The 20339-nt window shown below is 46.1% G+C and carries 17 protein-coding genes; 16 read left to right on the top strand and 1 reads right to left on the bottom strand.

Annotation, left to right across the window (positions count from 1 at the left end; all coding sequences use genetic code 11):
• Positions 1–15 precede the first annotated feature (15 nt).
• The 6 genes from SRRS_RS20850 (at position 16) to SRRS_RS20825 (ending at position 4812) form a co-directional block, all read left to right on the top strand.
• Complete coding sequence (locus SRRS_RS20850; protein ID WP_371369902.1) at positions 16–1320, top strand: nucleobase:cation symporter-2 family protein; 1305 nt, start codon at positions 16–18, stop codon at positions 1318–1320.
• A gap of 172 nt (positions 1321–1492) precedes the next feature.
• The gene (locus tag SRRS_RS20845) at positions 1493–2266 is read left to right on the top strand and encodes an XdhC family protein (RefSeq protein WP_371363243.1); all 774 of its coding nucleotides are present in this window, start codon (positions 1493–1495) and stop codon (positions 2264–2266) included.
• Complete coding sequence (locus SRRS_RS20840) at positions 2266–2577, top strand: XdhC family protein (protein WP_371363241.1); 312 nt, start codon at positions 2266–2268, stop codon at positions 2575–2577. Before SRRS_RS20845 ends, SRRS_RS20840 begins: the two co-directional genes overlap by 1 nt.
• A 1-nt stretch (position 2578) precedes the next feature.
• The gene (gene yqeC / locus SRRS_RS20835) at positions 2579–3334 is read left to right on the top strand and encodes a selenium cofactor biosynthesis protein YqeC (protein WP_371363240.1); all 756 of its coding nucleotides are present in this window, start codon (positions 2579–2581) and stop codon (positions 3332–3334) included.
• On the top strand, positions 3331–3936 hold the full coding sequence (locus SRRS_RS20830; protein WP_371363239.1) for an NTP transferase domain-containing protein: 606 nt from the start codon (positions 3331–3333) through the stop codon (positions 3934–3936). Before yqeC ends, SRRS_RS20830 begins: the two co-directional genes overlap by 4 nt.
• 21 nt (positions 3937–3957) lie before the next feature.
• Positions 3958–4812, top strand: coding sequence for a methylenetetrahydrofolate reductase (locus SRRS_RS20825; protein WP_371363237.1), 855 nt, complete (start codon positions 3958–3960; stop codon positions 4810–4812).
• 64 nt (positions 4813–4876) lie between these two features.
• On the opposite strand, the gene SRRS_RS20820 is transcribed toward SRRS_RS20825, so the two are convergent.
• Positions 4877–5668 carry a FlxA-like family protein gene (locus SRRS_RS20820; RefSeq protein WP_371363236.1) on the bottom strand — a complete coding sequence of 264 codons (792 nt, stop codon included), beginning with the start codon at positions 5666–5668 and terminating at the stop codon, positions 4877–4879.
• Between the two features lie 498 nt (positions 5669–6166).
• On the opposite strand from SRRS_RS20820, the gene SRRS_RS20815 reads away from it, so the two are divergent.
• From SRRS_RS20815 to SRRS_RS20770, 10 genes are all read left to right on the top strand, one after another.
• Complete coding sequence (locus SRRS_RS20815; RefSeq protein WP_371363235.1) at positions 6167–7447, top strand: indolepyruvate ferredoxin oxidoreductase subunit alpha; 1281 nt, start codon at positions 6167–6169, stop codon at positions 7445–7447.
• A gap of 52 nt (positions 7448–7499) precedes the next feature.
• Complete coding sequence (locus tag SRRS_RS20810; RefSeq protein WP_371363233.1) at positions 7500–8393, top strand: radical SAM protein; 894 nt, start codon at positions 7500–7502, stop codon at positions 8391–8393.
• Between the two features lie 215 nt (positions 8394–8608).
• Positions 8609–9133 (top strand): hypothetical protein, encoded by a 525-nt coding sequence (locus SRRS_RS20805; RefSeq protein ID WP_371363232.1) that lies wholly within the window; start codon positions 8609–8611, stop codon positions 9131–9133.
• A 364-nt stretch (positions 9134–9497) separates the two neighbouring features.
• Entirely contained in the window at positions 9498–10256 is a 759-nt protein-coding gene (locus tag SRRS_RS20800; protein ID WP_371363231.1) for an MORN repeat-containing protein, read from the top strand.
• A 137-nt stretch (positions 10257–10393) separates the two neighbouring features.
• Positions 10394–12916: a WG repeat-containing protein gene (locus SRRS_RS20795; protein ID WP_371363230.1), complete on the top strand. Its 2523-nt coding sequence runs from the start codon at positions 10394–10396 to the stop codon at positions 12914–12916.
• Between the two features lie 221 nt (positions 12917–13137).
• Positions 13138–13599 (top strand): GNAT family N-acetyltransferase, encoded by a 462-nt coding sequence (locus SRRS_RS20790; RefSeq protein WP_371363229.1) that lies wholly within the window; start codon positions 13138–13140, stop codon positions 13597–13599.
• Positions 13600–13618: 19 nt separating this feature from the next.
• Positions 13619–18394 carry a carboxypeptidase regulatory-like domain-containing protein gene (locus tag SRRS_RS20785; RefSeq protein ID WP_371363227.1) on the top strand — a complete coding sequence of 1592 codons (4776 nt, stop codon included), beginning with the start codon at positions 13619–13621 and terminating at the stop codon, positions 18392–18394.
• A gap of 103 nt (positions 18395–18497) precedes the next feature.
• Positions 18498–19031, top strand: coding sequence for a phage tail protein (locus SRRS_RS20780; RefSeq protein WP_371363226.1), 534 nt, complete (start codon positions 18498–18500; stop codon positions 19029–19031).
• Between the two features lie 28 nt (positions 19032–19059).
• Entirely contained in the window at positions 19060–19593 is a 534-nt protein-coding gene (locus SRRS_RS20775; protein ID WP_371363225.1) for a phage tail protein, read from the top strand.
• Positions 19594–19611: 18 nt separating this feature from the next.
• On the top strand, positions 19612–20133 hold the full coding sequence (locus SRRS_RS20770) for a phage tail protein (protein WP_371363223.1): 522 nt from the start codon (positions 19612–19614) through the stop codon (positions 20131–20133).
• Positions 20134–20339: the final 206 nt, after the last annotated feature.

The raw sequence follows: 20339 nt of genomic DNA, 5'->3' as shown, positions 1-20339 counted from the left end.
CATCCTGTTGATGAGATGTTGCCGTTAGGACAACTATTTACCTACGGACTGCAGCATGTCTTGGCAATGTATGCCGGGGCCGTAGCGGTGCCGCTCATTGTTGCCAATGCGCTTGGCTTGAGCCAAGAACAGCTCATCTACCTTATTAATGCTGATTTATTTACTTGTGGTCTTGCGACCTTGATTCAGACTCTTGGTTTTTGGAACATGGGTATTCGTATTCCTGTTATTCAAGGTGTAACTTTTGCAGCAGTAACCCCGATGATTATTATTGGTAAGACCCATGGTTTAACGGGTATTTACGGGGCGGTTATTGTTGCCGGTATTGTAACATATTTAATGAGTCCGTATTTTAGCAGGCTTATCCGCTTTTTCCCGCCGGTTGTAACCGGCACCATAATTACCGTTATTGGTGTTACTCTGATGCCGGTAGCTGTTCGCTGGGCGGCAGGCGGCAATCCGGCGGCCAAGGATTTTGCAGCTTTCCCTTATATCTGTATGGCCCTGGTAACGCTAGTCATTGTATTATTCTTTTATCGCAAGTTTACCGGCTTTTTAAGCAACATTGCCGTACTTTTGGGGCTTATCTGCGGCACGGTTATTGCTTATTTCTTTGGTATGGTTAATTTTTCCCAGGTCTCTACCGCCGCGTGGCTGGGAGTTACCACACCGTTTGCCTTCGGTATGCCAACCTTTGACCTGGCTTCGATTGCAGCGATGGTCCTTGTTATGCTGGTAGTTATGACCGAGACGACCGGCGATTGTATTGCGATTGGAGAAATTATCGACAAGCCGGTTACTCAGCAAGACCTGACCCGTGGTCTCAGGGCTGATGGATTTTCCACAATCCTGGGCGGAGTTTTGAATAGTTTCCCATACACTGCGTTCGCGCAAAATGTCGGCTTGGTTGGCCTGACCAGAGTTAAGAGCCGTTTTGTTGTGGCTGCAGCCGGCGCTATTCTTGTTATTTTGGGGCTTTTCCCCAAAGTGGCTGCCGTAATTGCGGCAATTCCTAATCCGGTTTTGGGCGGTGCCGGCATTGCGATGTTTGGCATGGTAGCGGCCAGCGGTATCAAAACCTTATCCAAGGTTTCGTTTGACGGTACGCATAATATCATGGTGGTAGCTATCAGCTTGGGAGTGGGTATGATTACCTTGGCAGTACCTAATTTTTATCATAACTTCCCCAGTTGGGCGCAAGTAATTCTTCACAGCGGTATTACGGCAGGCAGTGTGACTGCTATTCTACTCAACGCTGTTTTAAACGGTACGGACAAACCAGCTGAAGCCGCTATAGGCAAGCAGGAATATATTGGCTAAGTGGCGAAACCTAAAGGCGACAGCCGTGTAACGCGGTTGCCGCCTTTTTTCTTTTTAATTGGCATAATAATGGTAAACATGAGGACGATAAGTTGTGCAGGCCGCTTCTCATAAAGTTGCGGGCTATTGCCGGCGGAATTTTTGGAATAGTTGCGGAATTGGGGGTAGAAAAATGAACAGAGAAATTTTTGCTCAGTTAGCGGAGTTGTCTGCGCAGGCAAAGCCGGCGGAGTTTGTTACCTTAGTTTCAGCTCCGGACAGTCAGGCTGGGTACATTGGACAAATGTTATTGTTAACCGCTGGAAAGCACCTAGGACAGTTGGTTGATGAAGAATTTACCCGCCTGGTTATTGATAAAATAGCGAGTCTTGTGTGGAAAAAGCCAATAACTTTGGATTTAGAATATGAAGGAGCAAGTTACCGTTTCTTTTGGGATAGGCTGTCCAAGCGGCGTTCGGCGCTCATCCTGGGGGCAGGCCATATCAGTCAGCCACTGACGTCGCTGTTGGCCATGCTTGAGTATTCTGTTACTGTTGTAGATGACCGTCCGGATTTTGCCAATACAAGACGGTTTCCACAAGCTGAGACCGTAATTTGTAAGGAGTTTGGCCAAGCGCTGGCAGAACTGAATTTATCTAGTTTTGGTGCAATTATTGTTGTTACAAGAGGACACCGCTCAGATATGGAATGCCTGCGGGCCGTTATTGATCAGCCTGCGTTGTATGTCGGGATGATTGGCAGCCAGGGGCGGGTTAGAATTGTTATTAACACATTAATGGCTGAAGGCATTGATAAAGATGCTCTGGCACGCTTGCACGCACCCATTGGGCTGGACATCGGTGCCGAGACTCCCACTGAGATTGCTTTAAGTATTGCCGCCGAAGTTGTAGCTGTCAGCAGTGGCGCTAACTTTTTACCGTTGTCTTACAAATGGAGGTGTAAATAATGGACGAGGCTATGGTTAAGGCTATTTGCGCCGTGCAGCAGGAAGGCGGCCAGGCGGCGCTTGCCAGTATTATCGCTACCAGGGGTTCAACGCCGCGTAAAGCCGGTGCCAAGATGTTGGTTTACCGTGACGGACGGGTGTTTGGCACCATCGGCGGGGGGTGTGCTGAAGCCGAAGTTCGCCTGCAGGCTTTGACTGCGCTCGATGAAAACCGTTCGTTTACTTATAAAGTGTCGATGTCAGGCGATACGGCGGCGAATGAAGGTATGGCCTGCGGCGGCATAATGGAAGTATTAATTCAGGTTGTATAATATGCTTTGGTCTGCATTAGGGTTTGAACCTGCCGGTGTATTTGCCTGTGTAGGAGCCGGCGGCAAGACTTCGCTGATACAGTCGCTGGCGGCCGAGGCCGTCCGTAAGGAGCGGCCTGTGTTAGTAACGGCTACTACCAAAATGTTTTATGACCAGATTGCCGGTTATCGCCTGCTGCTTTCTCCTGTAGATACCGAAGGGACAGGTACTATAGCCCTAAATCTTCAACCAGGGGAGACGGCGGCGTGGTTTGCCGGGCAGGAGGGCAGCAAGGTGGTGGGTGTTTCACCCCAGGGCATTGACAAGGTGGCGGCTAGCGCTCCCAATGCCTGTATCTTGGTAGAAGCCGACGGCGCCCGCCGTTGTCTTATTAAAGCGCCGGCAGTCCATGAGCCGGTAATACCTGATAGTACGGTAATGACTATTGGCGTATTAAACCTTACTTCTCTTGGCCGGCCGCTAACGGAAGATAATACCCACCGTTTGGAGCTGGTGACTAAGATTGTTGGCAAGCAGGCTGGCGCGATCATTGAGTGGCAGGATCTAGCCAAATTAGCCATACACCGGCACGGTATTTTTCAACATGCCCGGGGAACCAAGGTTCTGCTGCTGAGCGGCGCGGCGAAAAGCGGCTGGGAAATCGCGGCAAGACAAGTGGCCGGGTATGTTAAGATAGCGGGAACTGCAATCGAGCGTGTTGTAATAACCGCAGGTTTTGGCAACTCAATGCAAGTGAATGAGGTATACCTATTATGAAACAAAGAATTGCGGCAGTTATCTTAGCGGCAGGGATGTCAAGCCGGATGGGTCAGCAAAAACTATTGCTGCCGTTAGGTGGCAAGCCGTTGCTTTCCTATGTGCTCAGTCTTGTGCACGACAAAATTTGGGCTGACAGTATAGTTATTATTGGCCAACCCGAAGACGAATTGGCTGAATTGTGCCGACACTACAATTTGCGATCTGTATATAATGCCAACAGGCAGAATGGGCAAGCTACGTCAATTGCTTTGGCGATGCAGCAACTGCAAGGTGAGTTTGATGGTTTCATGTTTTTTATGGGCGATCAGCCGCTGTTGTCACCGGCTTTGATTGAGGCTGTCCTGATTCAGTTTGCCCAGATGGCGGATAATAGGTATGTCATCGTACCTTGTTATCAGGGACAGCGTTACAGCCCGGTATTGTTCGGCAGTCACTGGCAAGCCGATTTAGCTGCCTTGGCAGGAGATACCGGCGGCAGGCAGATTATGCGGAAAAATCCAGAATGGGTGCATGAGCTGGCCTGGCCGGATGCCGGCCCTTTTTATGATGCCGATACCTGGGAAGAGTATCAAGAGATGCGTAAGCTAGTAGAAGAGTGAAGATAGAGGGGGAGGCCAATTATGAGTTTTATTGAAAAACTGGGGAAATCATTTGTTTTTTCTACAGAACTTGGCGGTATTAATGGGGTAGATATTGCGGAAAGTATAGCGAAAGCCCGGGAATACCGGGGGCTGGATGCTATCAACGTTCATGACTGCCCCAACGCCCGCCTGCGGATGAACTCGGTAATGGCGGCAGCAATCCTGCAGCGGGAACTGAACACTACCACAATTCCTCACTTTACGTGCCGGGACCGGAGCTTGCTGGGAACTCAGGCGGATTTGCTGGGAGCCTGCGCACTGGGAATCAGGGCTTTGCTGCCTACTACCGGTGACGGACCACAGCACGGCCCATATGCTTCGTCGGCTGTATATGATTACAATTCAGCAAGGTTGATGGAAATCATCCGTGGTCTCAACCAAGGACGCGACGCTGTCGGTGAGGAAATCAAAGGGCAGACACAGTTTACTATTGCCGCAACAGCCAGCCCGGCCGCTGTTAACCTCGAGGCGGAGCTGGGGAATATGACCCGCAAAATAGAAGCCGGCGCCGGCTTCTTCCAGACTCAGCCGATATATGACGCCGAGCAGGCGCTGACTTTTCTTGCTAGTGCCCGGAAACTAGGTAAGCCCATGTTACTAGGGATAATGCCGCTGAAAAGCCTGAAGATGGCCGAGTTTGTCAACAAAAACGTCGCTGGAATCACCGTGCCTGACGCAATACTCAGAGAGCTGGCGCAAGGCAAAACCGGCTTCGAAGTAGCCTGCGAATTTATCCAAAAGGTACACAAGGAAGCCGACGGCCTGCACATTTTTGCCATGGGCGACATTGCTGTGACCAATCGTATAGTAGAATTTACCCGGTCATTAAAGTAACGACAGGGAAGGGGTATTTTAAAGCCGGTTTAGTACGGAGATTATCCGACTAAACCGGCCTTTTCTAGATTAATACATCTATTGATTGAGATTTACTGCTATGTTTTTTTTGTTTTTCGTCTGGCGTTTCTTCAGGAACTGTATTACTTGTGTTAATAGATTCAGCATCCTGTTCTGATGCAATCTTATCAGAGTTATTAGGCACTTCAGGATTTTCTTCCTGGTCTTTTTTTACTTTGTTCTTATTCTCCCGCGATTTTTCTGCGTCGTGTATCCCAGTCTTAACAGAGTTTTTCAAGTCTCTTTGTATCTCGTCGGCCTTCTCACCCATATCTCTTGCAATTTTGGCAAGTTTGCCGTCGGTACTGCTGACAACATCTGACTGATATTTTGTACTGCCACCGCGGTGCCCTATGTTTATCTCAGCTTGGGCTACGTTTTTCTCTCCAATTAGTTTATTGCGTACTGCATGCAGACTATTAAACTCGGAGCTGCACTTATTGACTGAAAGTAATTTATTTAAACTAGAGGATAATATGACCCCCTGGTTCTCATCTTCTTTTTCTTGCTCACTTTTTTTCATTGCTTCTTTGGCAGCAGCTTTTTCCTGGGCTTCTTCCATCTCTCTTTTTCTTGCGTCTGTTTGCGCCTTCATGATCTGTTGATCGATTTCCGCTATTTGGGCATTTAGTTCAGCAATTGTTTTTGTTTTTGTTTTGGGATCCTGCTCGCTGGCCCGGACTGTCTCAATTTGTTTTTGTACATGTTCTTTTTGCTTTTGTAGTGATGCAACTAAACTATCACATTTGCCGCTGACAGCCATATTAGTACTTGCGGATGCTTTGGAAATATTCATATGACTCCCCTCCCGTAAATATATCGTAAATATTTCCAATTTTGTTAAGTGTTTGCCAAAAAAATGAAAAAGCAAAATAACATTTTGTGGTAATACTAGTTTTTTGGCAGAAAACGTTAAAGATGAACCGCAGGTATTCTATGATATGTCCGGGATGTCGCTGGCCATTTATGACCAAATTGGCAGGTAAGCGATTATGTCCTTGTTTCTGATTAACGTAGAATAAGAGCCTAAGGAAACTTGGGATTACTTTGGAATGTTTACGGTTAACTGTTTTTGCGATAATCTAGAAGGCTAAAAAAGCTTAACTTCCGGATGGGAGTTAAGCTTTTTATCTTCCGGGCTCTGGATCCATCAATTCAGTTGTTGTTAAATCGCTAAATTTTTCGGTTAATAACTACTGATGTTAGTGCACTTTAATCATTTTGTGGTAATACTGGCTTTTTGGTATAATATTATTATTGTTCATGGAGCTTGATAATTCATGGAGGGTTTAGTTTGGGACATATAGTAAATCAAGAACGCGAGTATCGACTGCTGCAGCAGCGTCTGGATAAAAATATTACCGGAGCACCTTATTCACCGGTATTTATACAAATATTAAAATTGTTGTTTGTCCCGGCCGAGGCGGCAATTGCCAGGCAAATTCCGCTAAGGCCCACTTCCATTACAGCGTTGTCGCGGAAAACCGGGGTTCCTTTGCCGGAACTTAAGGAAAAGATACTCTCCATGGCTAAAAAGGGTTTAGTATTTGATTTCGAGTATAAAGGCGAGTGTCATGTGGTGTTGGCACCTGTCGTTATTGGCTTTTTCGAGTTTGTGTTTATGCGAACCCGGGATAACTTGGACATGACTGAATTAGCACATTTGTTTCATCAATATATGCTTGAGGACGATAAATTTGCCCGTGATATTTTTCAGGAGTCTACTCAAATTGGCCGTGCTTTGGTCAGGGAGGAAGCAATTCCAGCCGGTGACTATTCCGAGGTGCTGGACTGGGAAAAGGCCAGTCAGGTCATTCAATCGGCAAAAACTATCGGTATCTCATTATGTGCCTGCCGCCACAAAGCCAGCCATTTGGGACAAGCATGCGATGCGCCGCTTAGAACCTGCCTGACCTTTGGCAGCGGGGCGCAAATGATGATAAGCAAAGGAATCGCCGAACTGTCGAATGTAAGTGAAGCAATGGCGGTGCTTGAACAGTGTAAGCAGGCAGGCTTGGCGCAAATTGCTGACAATGTAAAGCACACTGTAGGCTATATGTGTAATTGCTGCGGCTGTTGCTGTGGCATGTTTCAGGCTGTCCGGACCTTTAACATTCAAAACGCTATTGTAACTTCCAGTTGGGTCGTTCATACAGACACTGCTAAGTGTACAGGCTGTGGTTTGTGTGTTAAAGCCTGCCCGGTGGAAGCCTTTTCTTTAGAAAATGACAGCGTTACAGGTAAGCCGAAAGCCGTGTGCGATTCTGAATTATGCGTAGGCTGCGGCGTGTGTTATTCAGCTTGCCGGCGGGGCTGTATTGTTATGGAGAAGCGCGAGCAGCGAGTAATGGTTCCCGAAAATACTTTTGACCGGATGGTAAACATGGCTATCGAGCGGGGTAAACTTAGTAGCTTCCTGTTTGACGATCCGTCTCGGTTAAGTCACCGGGCGCTGGGGCGTGTTGCTTCCGCTATCGAAAAATCCGCTCCGGTTAAAGCACTGCTGGCGGTTAAACCGCTTCGTTCGGCTTTTCTCAGGACACTTGTCGCCGGCGCGCAAAAATATACTAAGTAACAGTTTGCACAATTTTTATTTATTGAAACTATTTGAATAAGGGGAGATAAATTTGTATTTTGACAATGCCGAAGGGCCTGTATTTCGTCCGCCTAGCGAGGCATATAGTTTTATTTTGCGGGTAACGATAGGGTGTTCTCATAATGCTTGTACCTACTGCAATATGTACAGGTCTATTTCCTTTCGCACCAGGCCGATGCCCGAAATTGTGGCACAAATTAATGCCGCTAAACCTTATGCCAACCATATTCGCCGTATATTCCTGGCAGATGGCAATGCTTTGGTGTTGGCAACAGACAAATTGCTGGAGATACTGAATTTATTATCTCGAACCTTTCCCCGGCTACAGCGGGTATCCTGTTATGCCGGCCCCAAAGATTTGCTGCGGAAAACTCCGGACGAGCTGGCTGCTTTGCGGGATGCTGGGCTCAAACTTGTCTATTATGGCTTGGAATCCGGTGATGACGAGGTATTAAGAAGGGTTAATAAAGGCGTGGGGGCAGCCGAAGCCATCGAAGCCGGACAACGTATAGTCGCTGCCGGTATTAAGTTGTCTGTTATGGTGATTGCCGGTCTTGGCGGCAAAGAGCATTCCCTAAACCATACCCGCAATACTGCCAAGGCTGTAAATGCTATCCGTCCTCACATGCTGAGTGCGTTAACGCTAATGTTGTATCGTGGCAGCGAGTTATTAGCGCAGTTTGAACGGGGAGAATTTGTACCGTTGGCGCCAGCTGAAATCATGGGTGAGCTTCATGAACTAATAAGCGGCGTCGAATTGCCGGCAAACAGTCATTGTCTGTTTAGAAGCAATCATATATCCAACCACATAGCCCTGGCAGCCACTTTGCCCAAAGACAAAGATAAACTTCTTGACGACATCCGGACTGCAAAAATCCAACTGGCGAAAGTAACTGATTGGGATCCTTATAATAACGTTGAATAGGAATTTTTTTGTTGTAAGTAAGGAAACAGGCTCAAATCTTTGATTTGGGTCTGTTTTTTATGGATATCTGTAGAACATTAAAAGAAAAGAGGAAAAAAAGTACAAATACGGAACTGTATATAGGAGGAAAATTCTAACGCGGTGTGTACGCCGTGTTTTCTTAATAACCACTTATTAGTTGTGTATAACTTAATTAATTGCCAGGAGGAAATGATATGCAAAATTTAATAAGAGTATTTGTTTTTTTACTGCTAACTTCTATAGGGGTTACCTGTAATGCTGCTTCCGCTCCACAGCCGGTAGTAAGATTTGAAAACATCATGTATTTAGATAACCCTATCGCTCAATTTGACAAAGATACTATTAAGTATGCGAAGGATCCATATCGGGATGAACTTTTACTCGATGTTTGGATAAAAACAATTCCTGATGCCAAGGGGAACTATAATATGAACCGCTATTGGTTTAGGCTCAAAGAACGGGAAATGATGCCTGTTATTGAATGTAACCTTGATGCTGAAGGGAATGTGGTATCTCAAAAAATGCATACTTATGATGTTGCGTTATGGAAGCCAATTCTGCCGGAAACGATGATTGAAAAATGGTATTCAGCTACATTAACTTATGCTCACACAAACAACAAGAAGCTAAAAAGGGATTTGAACAAACGCAGCGATTCTGATTATGAAGGAGCGTCCACAAAGTCCGTTAAGCCTAAGGCTAAGGCAAAACAGAGCTAATATCGTTTTAATGACAAAAGGGTTGCAGGATAACTTATCTCGAGTTTTCCTGTAGCCCTTTTCTAATAGGATTATGTGACGGTAACTCGCAGAAATTGAAACTGTCTTGATTGCGGATGCTTTTGAATTTTTAACAATTTTGATTTATTAAGAAAATGAAGGATTTGTGGCTAATTTTAACAAATATAATATCAATAGAACAAAACAAAAGTGTTATCGCCAGCAGAACCGGTGAATTTTACTTACAAATAGATATAATGCAGCTTTATCAAATTGGAATAAGCCAAAGTCTTCCTGAGATAGTTTGGGGTTCTTGGAAAATCGCGAATCTATGGTTTTAAGTAAATTAACGGAGATGATCTATATGCCAAAAAAATTAGCAATAATACAGGGCCTTTTAATTTTACTCATATCTTGCTTTTATTGCACGGGAAACATAGCCCATGCCGAAGTGAAGACTATAATTTCGGAAGGGACAGCCCGGGTTGGCGAAAATGAAACTGAAGTTCAAGCCAGGCAGCGTGCTTGGCTTGATGGAGAGCGGAAGGCGTTAGAAGAAGCCGGAGTAGTAATTGCCAGCAGTACAAATGTTACTAACTTTGAAGTTGTTGAAGATTGGATTCAAAGTACCGCTGTAGCGAGAGTTCAGACTAAATTACTGTCGGAGACCCGAAGCTTCGAAGACAACTTAGTTGTATTCCGGGTTACATTGGAATGCAAGGTGGATACAGATGATATTGCGCTGCTAAATAAAGAACTTCAGAATTTAATGACAAGCAAAAATAAAAAATATGCACCCGGTAATCCGACTCCTAAACCGACAACACCACTAGTCGAACAAGTAAGGGACTTAATTTTATCTGATGGCTCCGTTTACACGGGCACAATGCTAGAAGGCTTCCCGGACGGCCAGGGGGTAAAACGCTTCCCTGACGGCGGAAAATATGAAGGAGCTTTTCGCAAGGGATTACGCCAAGGCTCAGGCACTATGATTTGGCCTAATGGTGATTGCTATCGCGGGCATTGGCTAAGCGACATGCGGTCAGGCCGAGGTGAGTTTATAACTGCCAACGGTGAAAAACAGATTGGTCGCTGGTTGAATGATATTTTTTATGGGGAGTAAATGATTGGTAACACTGAAAAAATCCTGCCGAAATTTTAAAATTTGGCAGGATTTTTGTATGTTTACAGGAAAGTTAATCTATGGTAAGTTAGCGTTTTTAACAGGTCAAATTGCATACTGTATTAGGAGGAAAATTTATGAAAGTTAACAACCGGATTTTTGCGCTGACGTTTGCTCTTATGCTTTGTTTTACATCTATCGTATTTGCCGGCGCAGATGTTAGCAGCGAAGATGTCAAATGCATAAAGGTTAGCGTAATGGAGGGAGAAAGATACGGCTACATTTTACGCAGCAGCGGAAAATGGGTAATACCGCCCCAATTTTCTGCCGCGCGGGATTTTCAGCCCAATGGACTAGCTGTTGCAGGTGACGATAAGAAGGTAGGTCTCATTGATTTACAGGGACGGGCGGTTGGAGCGCAAGATTTCCAGTCCATTTCCCCCTTTGAAGACGGCTATGCTGTTGTCATGAAAAATGGCAAGTTTGGTGCTATTAATGAAAAGGGAGAAATAGTCTTAGCTCCCAAATATGACTATGGCAGTATCACTTTTAGTGAACAATTGGCAGCGGTAAGTGTAAATGGCAAGTACGGTTTTGTTAGCAACAAGGACCAGCTGGTTATTGCGCCAGAGTTCGATAAGGCTTTGCCTTTCCACGAAGGACTCGCCGCAGTAGCAGTACAAGGTAAGTTTGGGTTTATTGATGCAACAGGACGTTTTGTTATTAAACCGCAATATGAAACGGCAGGTTCCTTCTCAGAAGGTCTGGCTCAGGTCAGCTTGGGAGGCAAGGTCGGTTTTATTGATAAAGCGGGTACCGTTGTAATCCCTACGCAGTATCAAAGCGCTTCTGATTTTAAGGAAGGGTTGGCAGCAATAGAGAGTAAGGACGACTATGGTTACATTAACAAGGCCGGGAAAAAGGTTGTTGATCCCAAGTATGAAATGGCCTTGCCTTTTAAGAACGGCGTGGCTGCGGTTAGTATGAAAGATCAGTTTGGCTATAATCGGTATGGACTTATTAACAATCAGGGCTATGAAGTAGTACCTTACCAGTTTAATTATGAACCCGTATGGGAAGGCGACCTCATTAAAGTAAGAACGAGCAAAAAAACCGGGTATATGGATGCTAAAGGCAGATGGATTGTTAAGCCCGAACTCTTCTCAGGGGTTGTTTCGGACTACTGGCATAAGCAGGGAATTGTTGTCGCCAACGATGTGTACTATGATCGGCAAGGTAAGAAATTAAATTATTATCTCAATTACATACATGATGCTTATGATGAAATGAGACAAAACCACTATGACGCTGCCATGAATCTATTTATGATGGCTGCGGAAATTAACCCGAAAGATAAGGTTGCTGCCTGGGGTATGGCTTTGGCGACTGCGAACAAAGATGCCCGTAATCAATATAAACCGGCAGTACCTGGCGCGGCAAAGCAACAGGATGCGCAGCTTTCCAGCGATAAGGTCGTTCCCTTTCCGCTGATTACTGAAGACGGGACTAAGTTCGGTTATATGCAACTGGATACCGGCCGCTGGGTTATCCTCCCCCGTTTTGAAGAAGCTAAAAGCTTTAAAGACGGTTTGGCTCAAGTTAGGGAAAAAGAAAAATATGGGTTTATCCGCCTTGATGGCACATACGCTATTATGCCTGAATATGATTCGACCTGGTATGGTTTCGAAGAAGGGCTTTTAGCGGTAAAATCCCGCGGACAATACGGTTTTGTCGATAATACCGGAGCTATGATTATTAAACCGCAATTCACCTATGCCGGTCGTTTCAGCGAAGGCTTGGCACCAATTTATTTTAATGGTAATTACGGATATATCAACAAACAAGGTGTAGTTGTCATTTCTTCAAGCTATCAGTTTGCTTCTGATTTTGTTGACGGTATGGCAGCAGTTGAACTGGATAACAAATGGGGATTCATTAATAAATCCGGTCAATTGGTCATTCCCTGTCAATATGAGAATAGTCAGTCCCAGTTCTCTGAGGGTCTGGCGAGTGTCAAGCTTAATGGAAAATACGGGTTTGTTGATAAGAACGGCAAAATGGTTATCGTCCCGCAATATGATAATGCCGAAGCATTTCATGAGGGCCTAGCCGTTGTTCGAATCAATAATCAATATGGCGTGATTGATCGCGAAGGTCGATATGTAGTTAAACCTGGGTATGATAAGATTTCAGATTTTAATAAAGGTGTTGCCGAAGTCAAACTAAAAGGCCGTTTTGGCTACATCGACAAAAAAGGCCAAGTCGTTGTTCCTGTCCAATTTGAAAAAGTCGGCTACTCCCCGGAAGATGGCCTGATTGGCGTGTATGGCAACAGCCAATGGGGTGTTATGAATACAAGTGGTAAATGGGTTAATGCCCCTATAACACTTAATGCCCCGTTAGAAAAATATTGGCCGGTACAAAAAATCTTGGTGGCTGATGGCTATTATTACAGACAGGGTCAGGGTGCTTTAGTCCAGCTTGATCACTATCTTAACCACTTAAAGAACGGCTCCGTGTATTTACAACAGGGAGATGACCAGAAAGCAAAACGTTCGTTTGAAGCTGCTATTGCGATAAACCCCGGCGATGAAACAGCACTATGTGGATTAATCCAGATAATGGCGAAAGAAGTTTATTTGCAAAAAGGCTTAAATTAATAATTAATAAATAGTTTAAAGAGGTTACGAGAACCGTCAGTTCTTGTAACCTCTTTTTTGTGTGCCGAGGATATCTCAAAATGCTCTTTTTATAAAAAAATCAAAAAAATATTTTAAGACTATACTTTAGTATAGTGCGTTTTTTTACAAATTATGGTAAGATTATTTAAATGGAAATATAAGGAATTAATAGATTTAACGGTATTGGTGGGGGGATCACATTGTATTTCCAAAGAGCTGTAACGGCAGAAGATGATGCATTCTTATTCGGTTTGTATGCAAGCACCAGGCGAGAAGAACTTGCACAATGGGGCTGGGAAAAAGAACAACAACTAAAATTTTTGCGCATGCAATTTCAGTGTCAGTCGCGATCTTATCAAATGCAATATCCAAACTTAGAAACTAAAATTATTCTTACCGGTGATGCCAAAGTTGGACGTATTATCACAGCTAAAAACAATAGTGAAATGGTATTGGTGGATATTAGCTTGTTGCCGGAATTTTATAATCAAGGGTTCGGCACAGCTTTATTAAAAGACCTGCAGCAGAAGGCTCACACTGAAGGGATACCGCTTCGCTTGAGTGTATTGACAAATAATCCTGCTAAGCGGCTTTATGAAAGAATGGGCTTTAAGACCGTTGAAACAAAGGAAACTCATACAATCATGAGGTGGATAAAATAAAGTTTTAGGAGAGAGACGGATGGTTTTATCAAAGAGAATATCTAAGTTGTTATCAGTAATACTGTCTGTTTTAATGCTGCTAACAAATTCACTCTATATTTTGCCAGCTTATGCAGAAGAGATTAATAACTCTTCTGCACATTTAAGTGATAGCGAAAAGGTCAATCAATTTGTGAACCAACTTGTTCCGTATTTTTTTAAGAACGGAAAATCGCAGGGGCCGGAATGGCTAAAAACCACGGATTTTAATTTGACATTTACCGAAGACTACAAACCTATATATTCGCTGGAGACGATTCAGCCCTTCGGCAAAGTAAATGATAACGGCGAACTATGGTTTTGGCAGGGACGTTATGCCCATCAGTCTGATAACAACACTGCTAACCTCGGAATTGGTTGGCGCAAAATCTCGGCAGATAAAACCCGGATAGTTGGTGTGAACACTTTTTATGACTATGGATTTAAATATAATTTATCGCGGGTTGGCATCGGTACCGAATATTTTAAAAATCTGGCCGAATACCGGTTTAATTACTATCTTCCTCTGTCTGGTGATAAGCAGACAGACGTGAGCTATACAGATGCTGGTATCTTACGCTCTTATATTCGTGCAGTAGAAGGCTTTGATTATGAAGTGGGAACAGCTTTGAAAAACGCCCAATGGCTAAAATTTTATGCATCCGGATTTTATTATGATAATAAATATCATGAGGATGAGACTGGGTACCGGTTGCGGAACACTATGCAAATAACACCCCGGTTTTCCGTCGAGTTGGGCTATATCAAATCAAATCAAAACGGCGGAGATTTTTACGGCAAGTTTAGTTACCAACTGGCAGATAAACTTGGCCCTTCTTTGTATGGAACGAATAAAGAAAATAAAAAGCAGGATATCGACCTTTCCTACAAGTTGTTACAAAAGGTTGAACGGAATAATACCATTAAAACCGAAACATTCACTAAGCTAGAAGCCTATACAGGCAGTATAAAAGTTAGTGTTACTAACTCCGGTAATAAGGCTATTCAGGGAGTGCTTTTACAAGCCTATCAAAATGGCAGTCCGGTAGGGAGCGCAGTACGGACAGATGCTTCAGGTACAGGCGTACTCAGCGGTCTTTCCGTTGGTACATATACAGTAAGAGCTACCTACTTCAACAATATGGAAGATAAAACGGTTACTGTTCAAAAAGACCAGACGGCGAGTACTGAGTTTAAATTACCAATCGTTGGCGGCAGTATGGTAGTTAATGTTCTTAATGCTCAGGGGCAGCCTGTAGCCGGAGCAACAGTTACCGCTCATGTTGGTAGTGGGCTAATAGTACAAGCAGAGCGAAGCCTTTTTGACCGGCTCCTGGGTGTAAAAACCGCTTATGCAGCAGATTCAAGTTTTACATTGACAGGAACTTCCGGAGCTGACGGCAGAGTAATATTTACCGATATGCCTGCGGGAGACTATCGATTTACGGTTATGTTTAATAATCAAGCTGTACAAAGCAATCCAGTTAATGTGCCACCAAGCGGGGGTACGGGCAACGTTGACGTAATAGTAGATTCTGGCGCCGCAAATAACGGCTATGCCGTTATTTCGGTACAGGATGGAAGCGGTGTATTGAGCGGAGCAACAGTCAGTGTAAATGTAAACGGCAGTACACGAACAGCTACCACCGATTCAGCCGGTAAGGCAATTTTTAGCGATTTACCCGCCGGAAACTATACTTTTACTGCAAGTAAAACTTACTATAATAATAATTTCACTAAAGTAACAATACATAATAAAGAAACCGCAGTCGGTGCAATAACCTTAACTCCCAGCGGAGGTAGTGCTCAGGTGACTGTTGCAGTAATGGGAGGCGCGGGCATTATACCGAACTTCACGGTGGACGGTGCGGCCCGCACGGCGGAAGCGGTGAGCGGGAATGTATATATCTTCCGTAACCTAACGGCAGGCAACCATACTATTGACGCATGGTATACCGGGTATAGCGGCAGCGGTGCCAAGACGGTCAGTGTAGTGCAGGGGACAACGGTTGATGGTGGAACGATAACCCTGACCGCCGATACCGGCAGCGCCAAGGTGACGGTTGTCTTTGCGGGAGGCAGCGGCACGCCGAGCTTTACGGTTGATGGTGCGGCTCGAACACCGGATATGACGAGCGGCAACATCTACACTTTCAATAACCTAATAGTAGGCAGTCATAGCATTGATGCCACCTGCACAGGCTTTACCAGCAACGGCGCGAAAACGGTCAATGTGGCGAAGAACGGAACGAGCGACGGCGGGATCATCGCGCTGACTCGGGATACGGGCAGCGCTACGATAACGGTAAAAGACGGCAGCGGAGCGGCGGTAGCGGTAGCAACGGTCAGCATAGATGGCACAGCCCTAACAGCAACAACTGATGCTTCAGGAGTAGCAACGTTCAGCAACAACATACCAACCGGAACCTATACCTTCACTGCCATTAAGATTGGTTACACTGTCGGAAAAGTCAGCAATGTAACGGTAAGCAAGGGAGCGACGGCAACTCCGGCTATAACGATAACCCGGGATATGGGTAGTGCTGCGATAACAGTAAAAGACGGCAGCGGAGCGTTGGTAGAGGGAGCAACAGTCAGCATTGACGGCACAGGCCTAACAGCAACAACTAATGCTTCCGGAGTAGCAATGTTCAGCAACAACATACCAACCGGAACCTATACCTTTACTGCCAGCAAGACTGGTTACACTGCTGGAACAGTCAGCAATGTAGCGATAATCAAAGGAGCGACGGCAACGCCGCCGGCCATAGAGATAACTCGTGACACCGGCAGCGCCAGCATAACGGTAAAAGACGGCAGCGGAGCGGCGGTAGCGGTAGCAACGGTCAGCATAGATGGCACAGCCCTAACAGCAACAACTGATGCTTCAGGAGTAGCAACGTTCAGCAACAACATACCAACCGGAACCTATACCTTCACTGCCAACAAGACTGGCTACGCTGCCGGAACAGTCAGCAATGTAGCGATAAGCAAGGGAGCCATGGCAATGCCGCCGGCCATAGCGATAACCCGTGACACCGGCAGCATTGTGGTGACAATCGTAGGCGGCAGCGGCCCGGTGAGCTTCACGGTGGACGGGGTGCTCCGGATCCCGGATGCGGCAAGCGGGAACGTGTATACCTTCCATAATCTGACGACCGACAGCCATAGCATCAACGCTACCTGTGCCGACTATACCAGCGACGGGCCTAAGACGACCAATGTGATGAAAGATACGGCCGCAGGTGTCACTCTCAACTTCGTTCACGATACCGGCAGCGCTAAGATAACGGTTGCGCTGGTGGGAGTCACAGGCATCACCCCGAACTTTACAGTGGACGGGACGCCGCGGACCCCAGATGTAACGAGCGGAAACGTGTATACCTTCCATAATCTGATGACCGGCAGCCATAGTATTGCCGCGTCATATCCGAACTGCACCAACGATGGCGCGAAAAATATCAATGTAACGAAGGGGACAACGGTTGACGGCGGGACCATTACCCTGACCGCGGATGCCGGTAGCGCTAAGGTGACGGTATCGTTCGCGGGCGGCAGCGGTACGCCGAGTTTCCTGGTGGACGGTACGCCCCGGACAGCGGACTTGATAAGCGGCGGCACCTATACCTTCAATAACTTGATGGTAGGAAGTCATAGCATTGATGCCGCCTGTACGGGTTTTACCAGCGACGGAGCAAAAACGGTATGTGTGACGAAGAACGGGACGACTGATGGCGGGACCATTACCCTGACTCGCGACACAGGCAGCATCGCGGTGACAATCGTAGGCGGCAGTGGCCCGGTGAGCTTCACGGTGGACGGGGCGAATCGCGCACCGGATGCGACGAGCGGGAACGTGTACACCTTCCATAGCCTGCCGACCGGCAGCCATACTATCAATGCCACCTGTGTCGACTATACCAGCGACGGGCCTAAGACGACCAATGTGATGAAAGATACGGCCGCAGGTGTCACTCTCAGCTTCGTTCGCGATACCGGCAGCGCTAAGATAACGGTTGCGTTGGTGGGAGCCACGGGCATCACCCCGAACTTTACAGTGGATGGGACGACCAGCACGGCATATGTGAAAACCGGCGACGACTATATGTTCCATAACCTGACGACCGGCAACCATACCATCGCCGCATCGTATCCGGGCTTTACCAGCAGCGGGTCAGTGCCAGTAACTGTAAGCAAACCTACCCCTGGGACTGGAATCATCACCCTGACGCGTGATACCTTCAACGCAAAAATCACGGTGACGGACGGAAATAGCGTAGTGAAAGGGGCGACGGTGACCATAGATGGCATCGGGTCAACGACCACGGACAATTTGGGTGTGGCGACGTTCAGCGGCATACCGACGAACACAACGGCAAACCCGGCCTATATGGTTAGGGCAACTAAAGACGGTTATGGCCAAGTTAGCCAAGGGCTCAGTATGACTACCAAAGACGGGAATGTTAATCTAACGCTTGCAATGCCGGTAACTAAGGCCATTGTCACGGTAGCGGTATATATGGATGATACTTTGACCCAGTTGGATCTCGCTCCGAAGGCACTTACAATAACACGGGATGATAATAGTACTGTGGTGGCGAGCGGCACTACATCCAACGGCACATATACGTTCACGCTGGAGCCAGTGGCTACCTTCTATTGCGTTTATTTGGGTCCTATCAGTAATGGTTGTTATCATATAATCGCGGATGATATTAACACTCCTGCCGGACTTACCCCAGGAAATCACCCCGTATATAAGATATATCCCTATTGAGTTTTACTTGATTGTCATGCAGGCTTTTGCCGGCAATAAGTCTAGCGGCAAGAGTCTGCATAGCTGATAATAGTTAGAAAAAACAAACAGGAGGAGGAAGAAGATGTCAGAATGGTATTTAGGCGAGATTCGTATGTGGGCGGGAATACGCATTCCCGACGGATGGCATGTCTGCGACGGAATTGCGTTGCCGATTGCAGGGAACGATGCGCTTTATGCATTGCTTGGAACAACTTATGGCGGTGATGGCATAACCAATTTTGCGCTGCCCGATCTTAGGGGGCGGATAGCCGTCGGCCAGGGCGCGGGTCCCAATTTGACTCCGCGCGCAATTGGAAGTTCCGGCGGTAGTGAAACAGTAACGTTGAGTAGCAGCCAGATTCCTGCACATACACACGCAATTAAGGCTAGTACGGCTAACGGGACCACTAATGATCCGACCAATACTGTTTGGGCAAATACCGGCAGTACTGCTATAAAGCAATTCTCTACCACGGTAACAGATAGTACTTATGGCGCTATGGATGCTGCCGCGTTGAGTAACAATACCGGCGGCCAGCCGCATAATAATATGATGCCTTCACTGGCAATCAACTTTATTATTGCGTTGAACGGTATATTTCCTACACAGTCTTAAAGTATGAAGATGGATGGAGGAGGAACATATGAGTGATTGGTTTCTAGGGGAAATTCGGGTATTTCCCTATGGTTATGCGCCTAATTATTGGCTGGACTGTGATGGCCGGCTGTTGAAAATTAATCAGTACCAAGCCTTGTATTCTCTGCTTGGCAACACTTATGGCGGAAGTCAGGCAGCCGGTACGTTTGCCTTACCGGATTTACGGGGACGGGTTGCACTCCACCCTAATAATATAGCGGATACTACAAGAGTAACGCTTAACTCGGGGAACTTAATCGGGGAAGAAAATCACACCTTGACTACAGCTGAAGTTCCTAGTCATACTCATGTTCCGAGGGGAAACAATACTGCGGGTACGAAAAACACGCTGGCAGGCAACGTTTGGGCAGCAGGTGCAACTGGTCAGAACCTCTACGGTGCTTTTCCTGCGTCACCTGTTGCTATGAATACTGCTAGTGTTCAGCCTGCGGGGGATGGGCAAAGTCATCCCAGCATGCAGCCGTTTCAGGTTCTGAGATACTGTATTGCCGTAATGGGAGTATATCCCCCACGACCATAATAAAGGAGGTTGAAAACAATGGATGCATTTACTGGCGAAATTCGCTTGTTTGCGGGGCCGTTTGCTCCGCTGGATTGGTTGTTTTGTGACGGGCAATTACTGCCGGTTAACCAATATACAGCTTTATATTCGTTAATAGGAAATACCTATGGTGGTACTGCCAACGTTAATTTTAATCTACCTGATTTACGGGGCAGAGTACCAATGGGAACCGGAAATGGTCAGAACCTGACTCCCAGATATTTAGGCTCAGTGGCCGGAACTAATAGTGTTACCCTGACCAGTGGCCAGATGGCGGTACATACTCATACCGTTCAAGGGAAAGCAACCGGTGGTGTTGCTACTAATGACCCGGCAAGTAATACTTGGGCAAATGTTCCGCCAACTGTAAAAATCTATGCTGCTGATCCTAATATAAACATGAGTCCGCAAGCAGTTGAGCCGGCTGTAAGTGGTGGTTTGCCGCATACTAATATCCAGCCAAGTGTTGGTATAAATTACATAATATGTGTAAATGGATATTATCCAGCATTTCCCTAAATGGCAATTTTGGCCAGTGTAGTTAGTCTACTAAAGCATGAAAACAGTGAAATGACGCATTGTCGCCATTTCACTGTTTTCTTTTAAAAAGAGGGTCAGGCTTAAGTTATACCAATAATTGACTTAATTGTAATCGGAAACAGGTAGTCCGAGTTCTTGGGATTGACTGAACTACCCTTTGACGTTAGTTGAATCTGCAAGACGAG

The organism is Sporomusa rhizae (assembly GCF_041428845.1).
Lineage (GTDB): Bacteria > Bacillota > Negativicutes > Sporomusales > Sporomusaceae > Sporomusa > Sporomusa rhizae.
Note: the sequence above shows the minus strand (reverse complement) of the source record. Positions and strands in the feature narration are given on the sequence as shown.

Bases quoted from the DNA above. Each gene is read 5' to 3' on its own strand.
- SRRS_RS20850 (WP_371369902.1), top strand. From the start codon at position 16: ATGTTGCCGTTAGGACAACTATTTACCTACGGACTGCAGCATGTCTTG.
- SRRS_RS20845 (WP_371363243.1), top strand. From the start codon at position 1,493: ATGAACAGAGAAATTTTTGCTCAGTTAGCGGAGTTGTCTGCGCAGGCA.
- SRRS_RS20840 (WP_371363241.1), top strand. From the start codon at position 2,266: ATGGACGAGGCTATGGTTAAGGCTATTTGCGCCGTGCAGCAGGAAGGC.
- yqeC (WP_371363240.1), top strand. From the start codon at position 2,579: ATGCTTTGGTCTGCATTAGGGTTTGAACCTGCCGGTGTATTTGCCTGT.
- SRRS_RS20830 (WP_371363239.1), top strand. From the start codon at position 3,331: ATGAAACAAAGAATTGCGGCAGTTATCTTAGCGGCAGGGATGTCAAGC.
- SRRS_RS20825 (WP_371363237.1), top strand. From the start codon at position 3,958: ATGAGTTTTATTGAAAAACTGGGGAAATCATTTGTTTTTTCTACAGAA.
- SRRS_RS20820 (WP_371363236.1), bottom strand. From the start codon at position 5,668: ATGAATATTTCCAAAGCATCCGCAAGTACTAATATGGCTGTCAGCGGC.
- SRRS_RS20805 (WP_371363232.1), top strand. From the start codon at position 8,609: ATGCAAAATTTAATAAGAGTATTTGTTTTTTTACTGCTAACTTCTATA.
- SRRS_RS20800 (WP_371363231.1), top strand. From the start codon at position 9,498: ATGCCAAAAAAATTAGCAATAATACAGGGCCTTTTAATTTTACTCATA.
- SRRS_RS20795 (WP_371363230.1), top strand. From the start codon at position 10,394: ATGAAAGTTAACAACCGGATTTTTGCGCTGACGTTTGCTCTTATGCTT.
- SRRS_RS20785 (WP_371363227.1), top strand. From the start codon at position 13,619: ATGGTTTTATCAAAGAGAATATCTAAGTTGTTATCAGTAATACTGTCT.
- SRRS_RS20780 (WP_371363226.1), top strand. From the start codon at position 18,498: ATGTCAGAATGGTATTTAGGCGAGATTCGTATGTGGGCGGGAATACGC.
- SRRS_RS20775 (WP_371363225.1), top strand. From the start codon at position 19,060: ATGAGTGATTGGTTTCTAGGGGAAATTCGGGTATTTCCCTATGGTTAT.
- SRRS_RS20770 (WP_371363223.1), top strand. From the start codon at position 19,612: ATGGATGCATTTACTGGCGAAATTCGCTTGTTTGCGGGGCCGTTTGCT.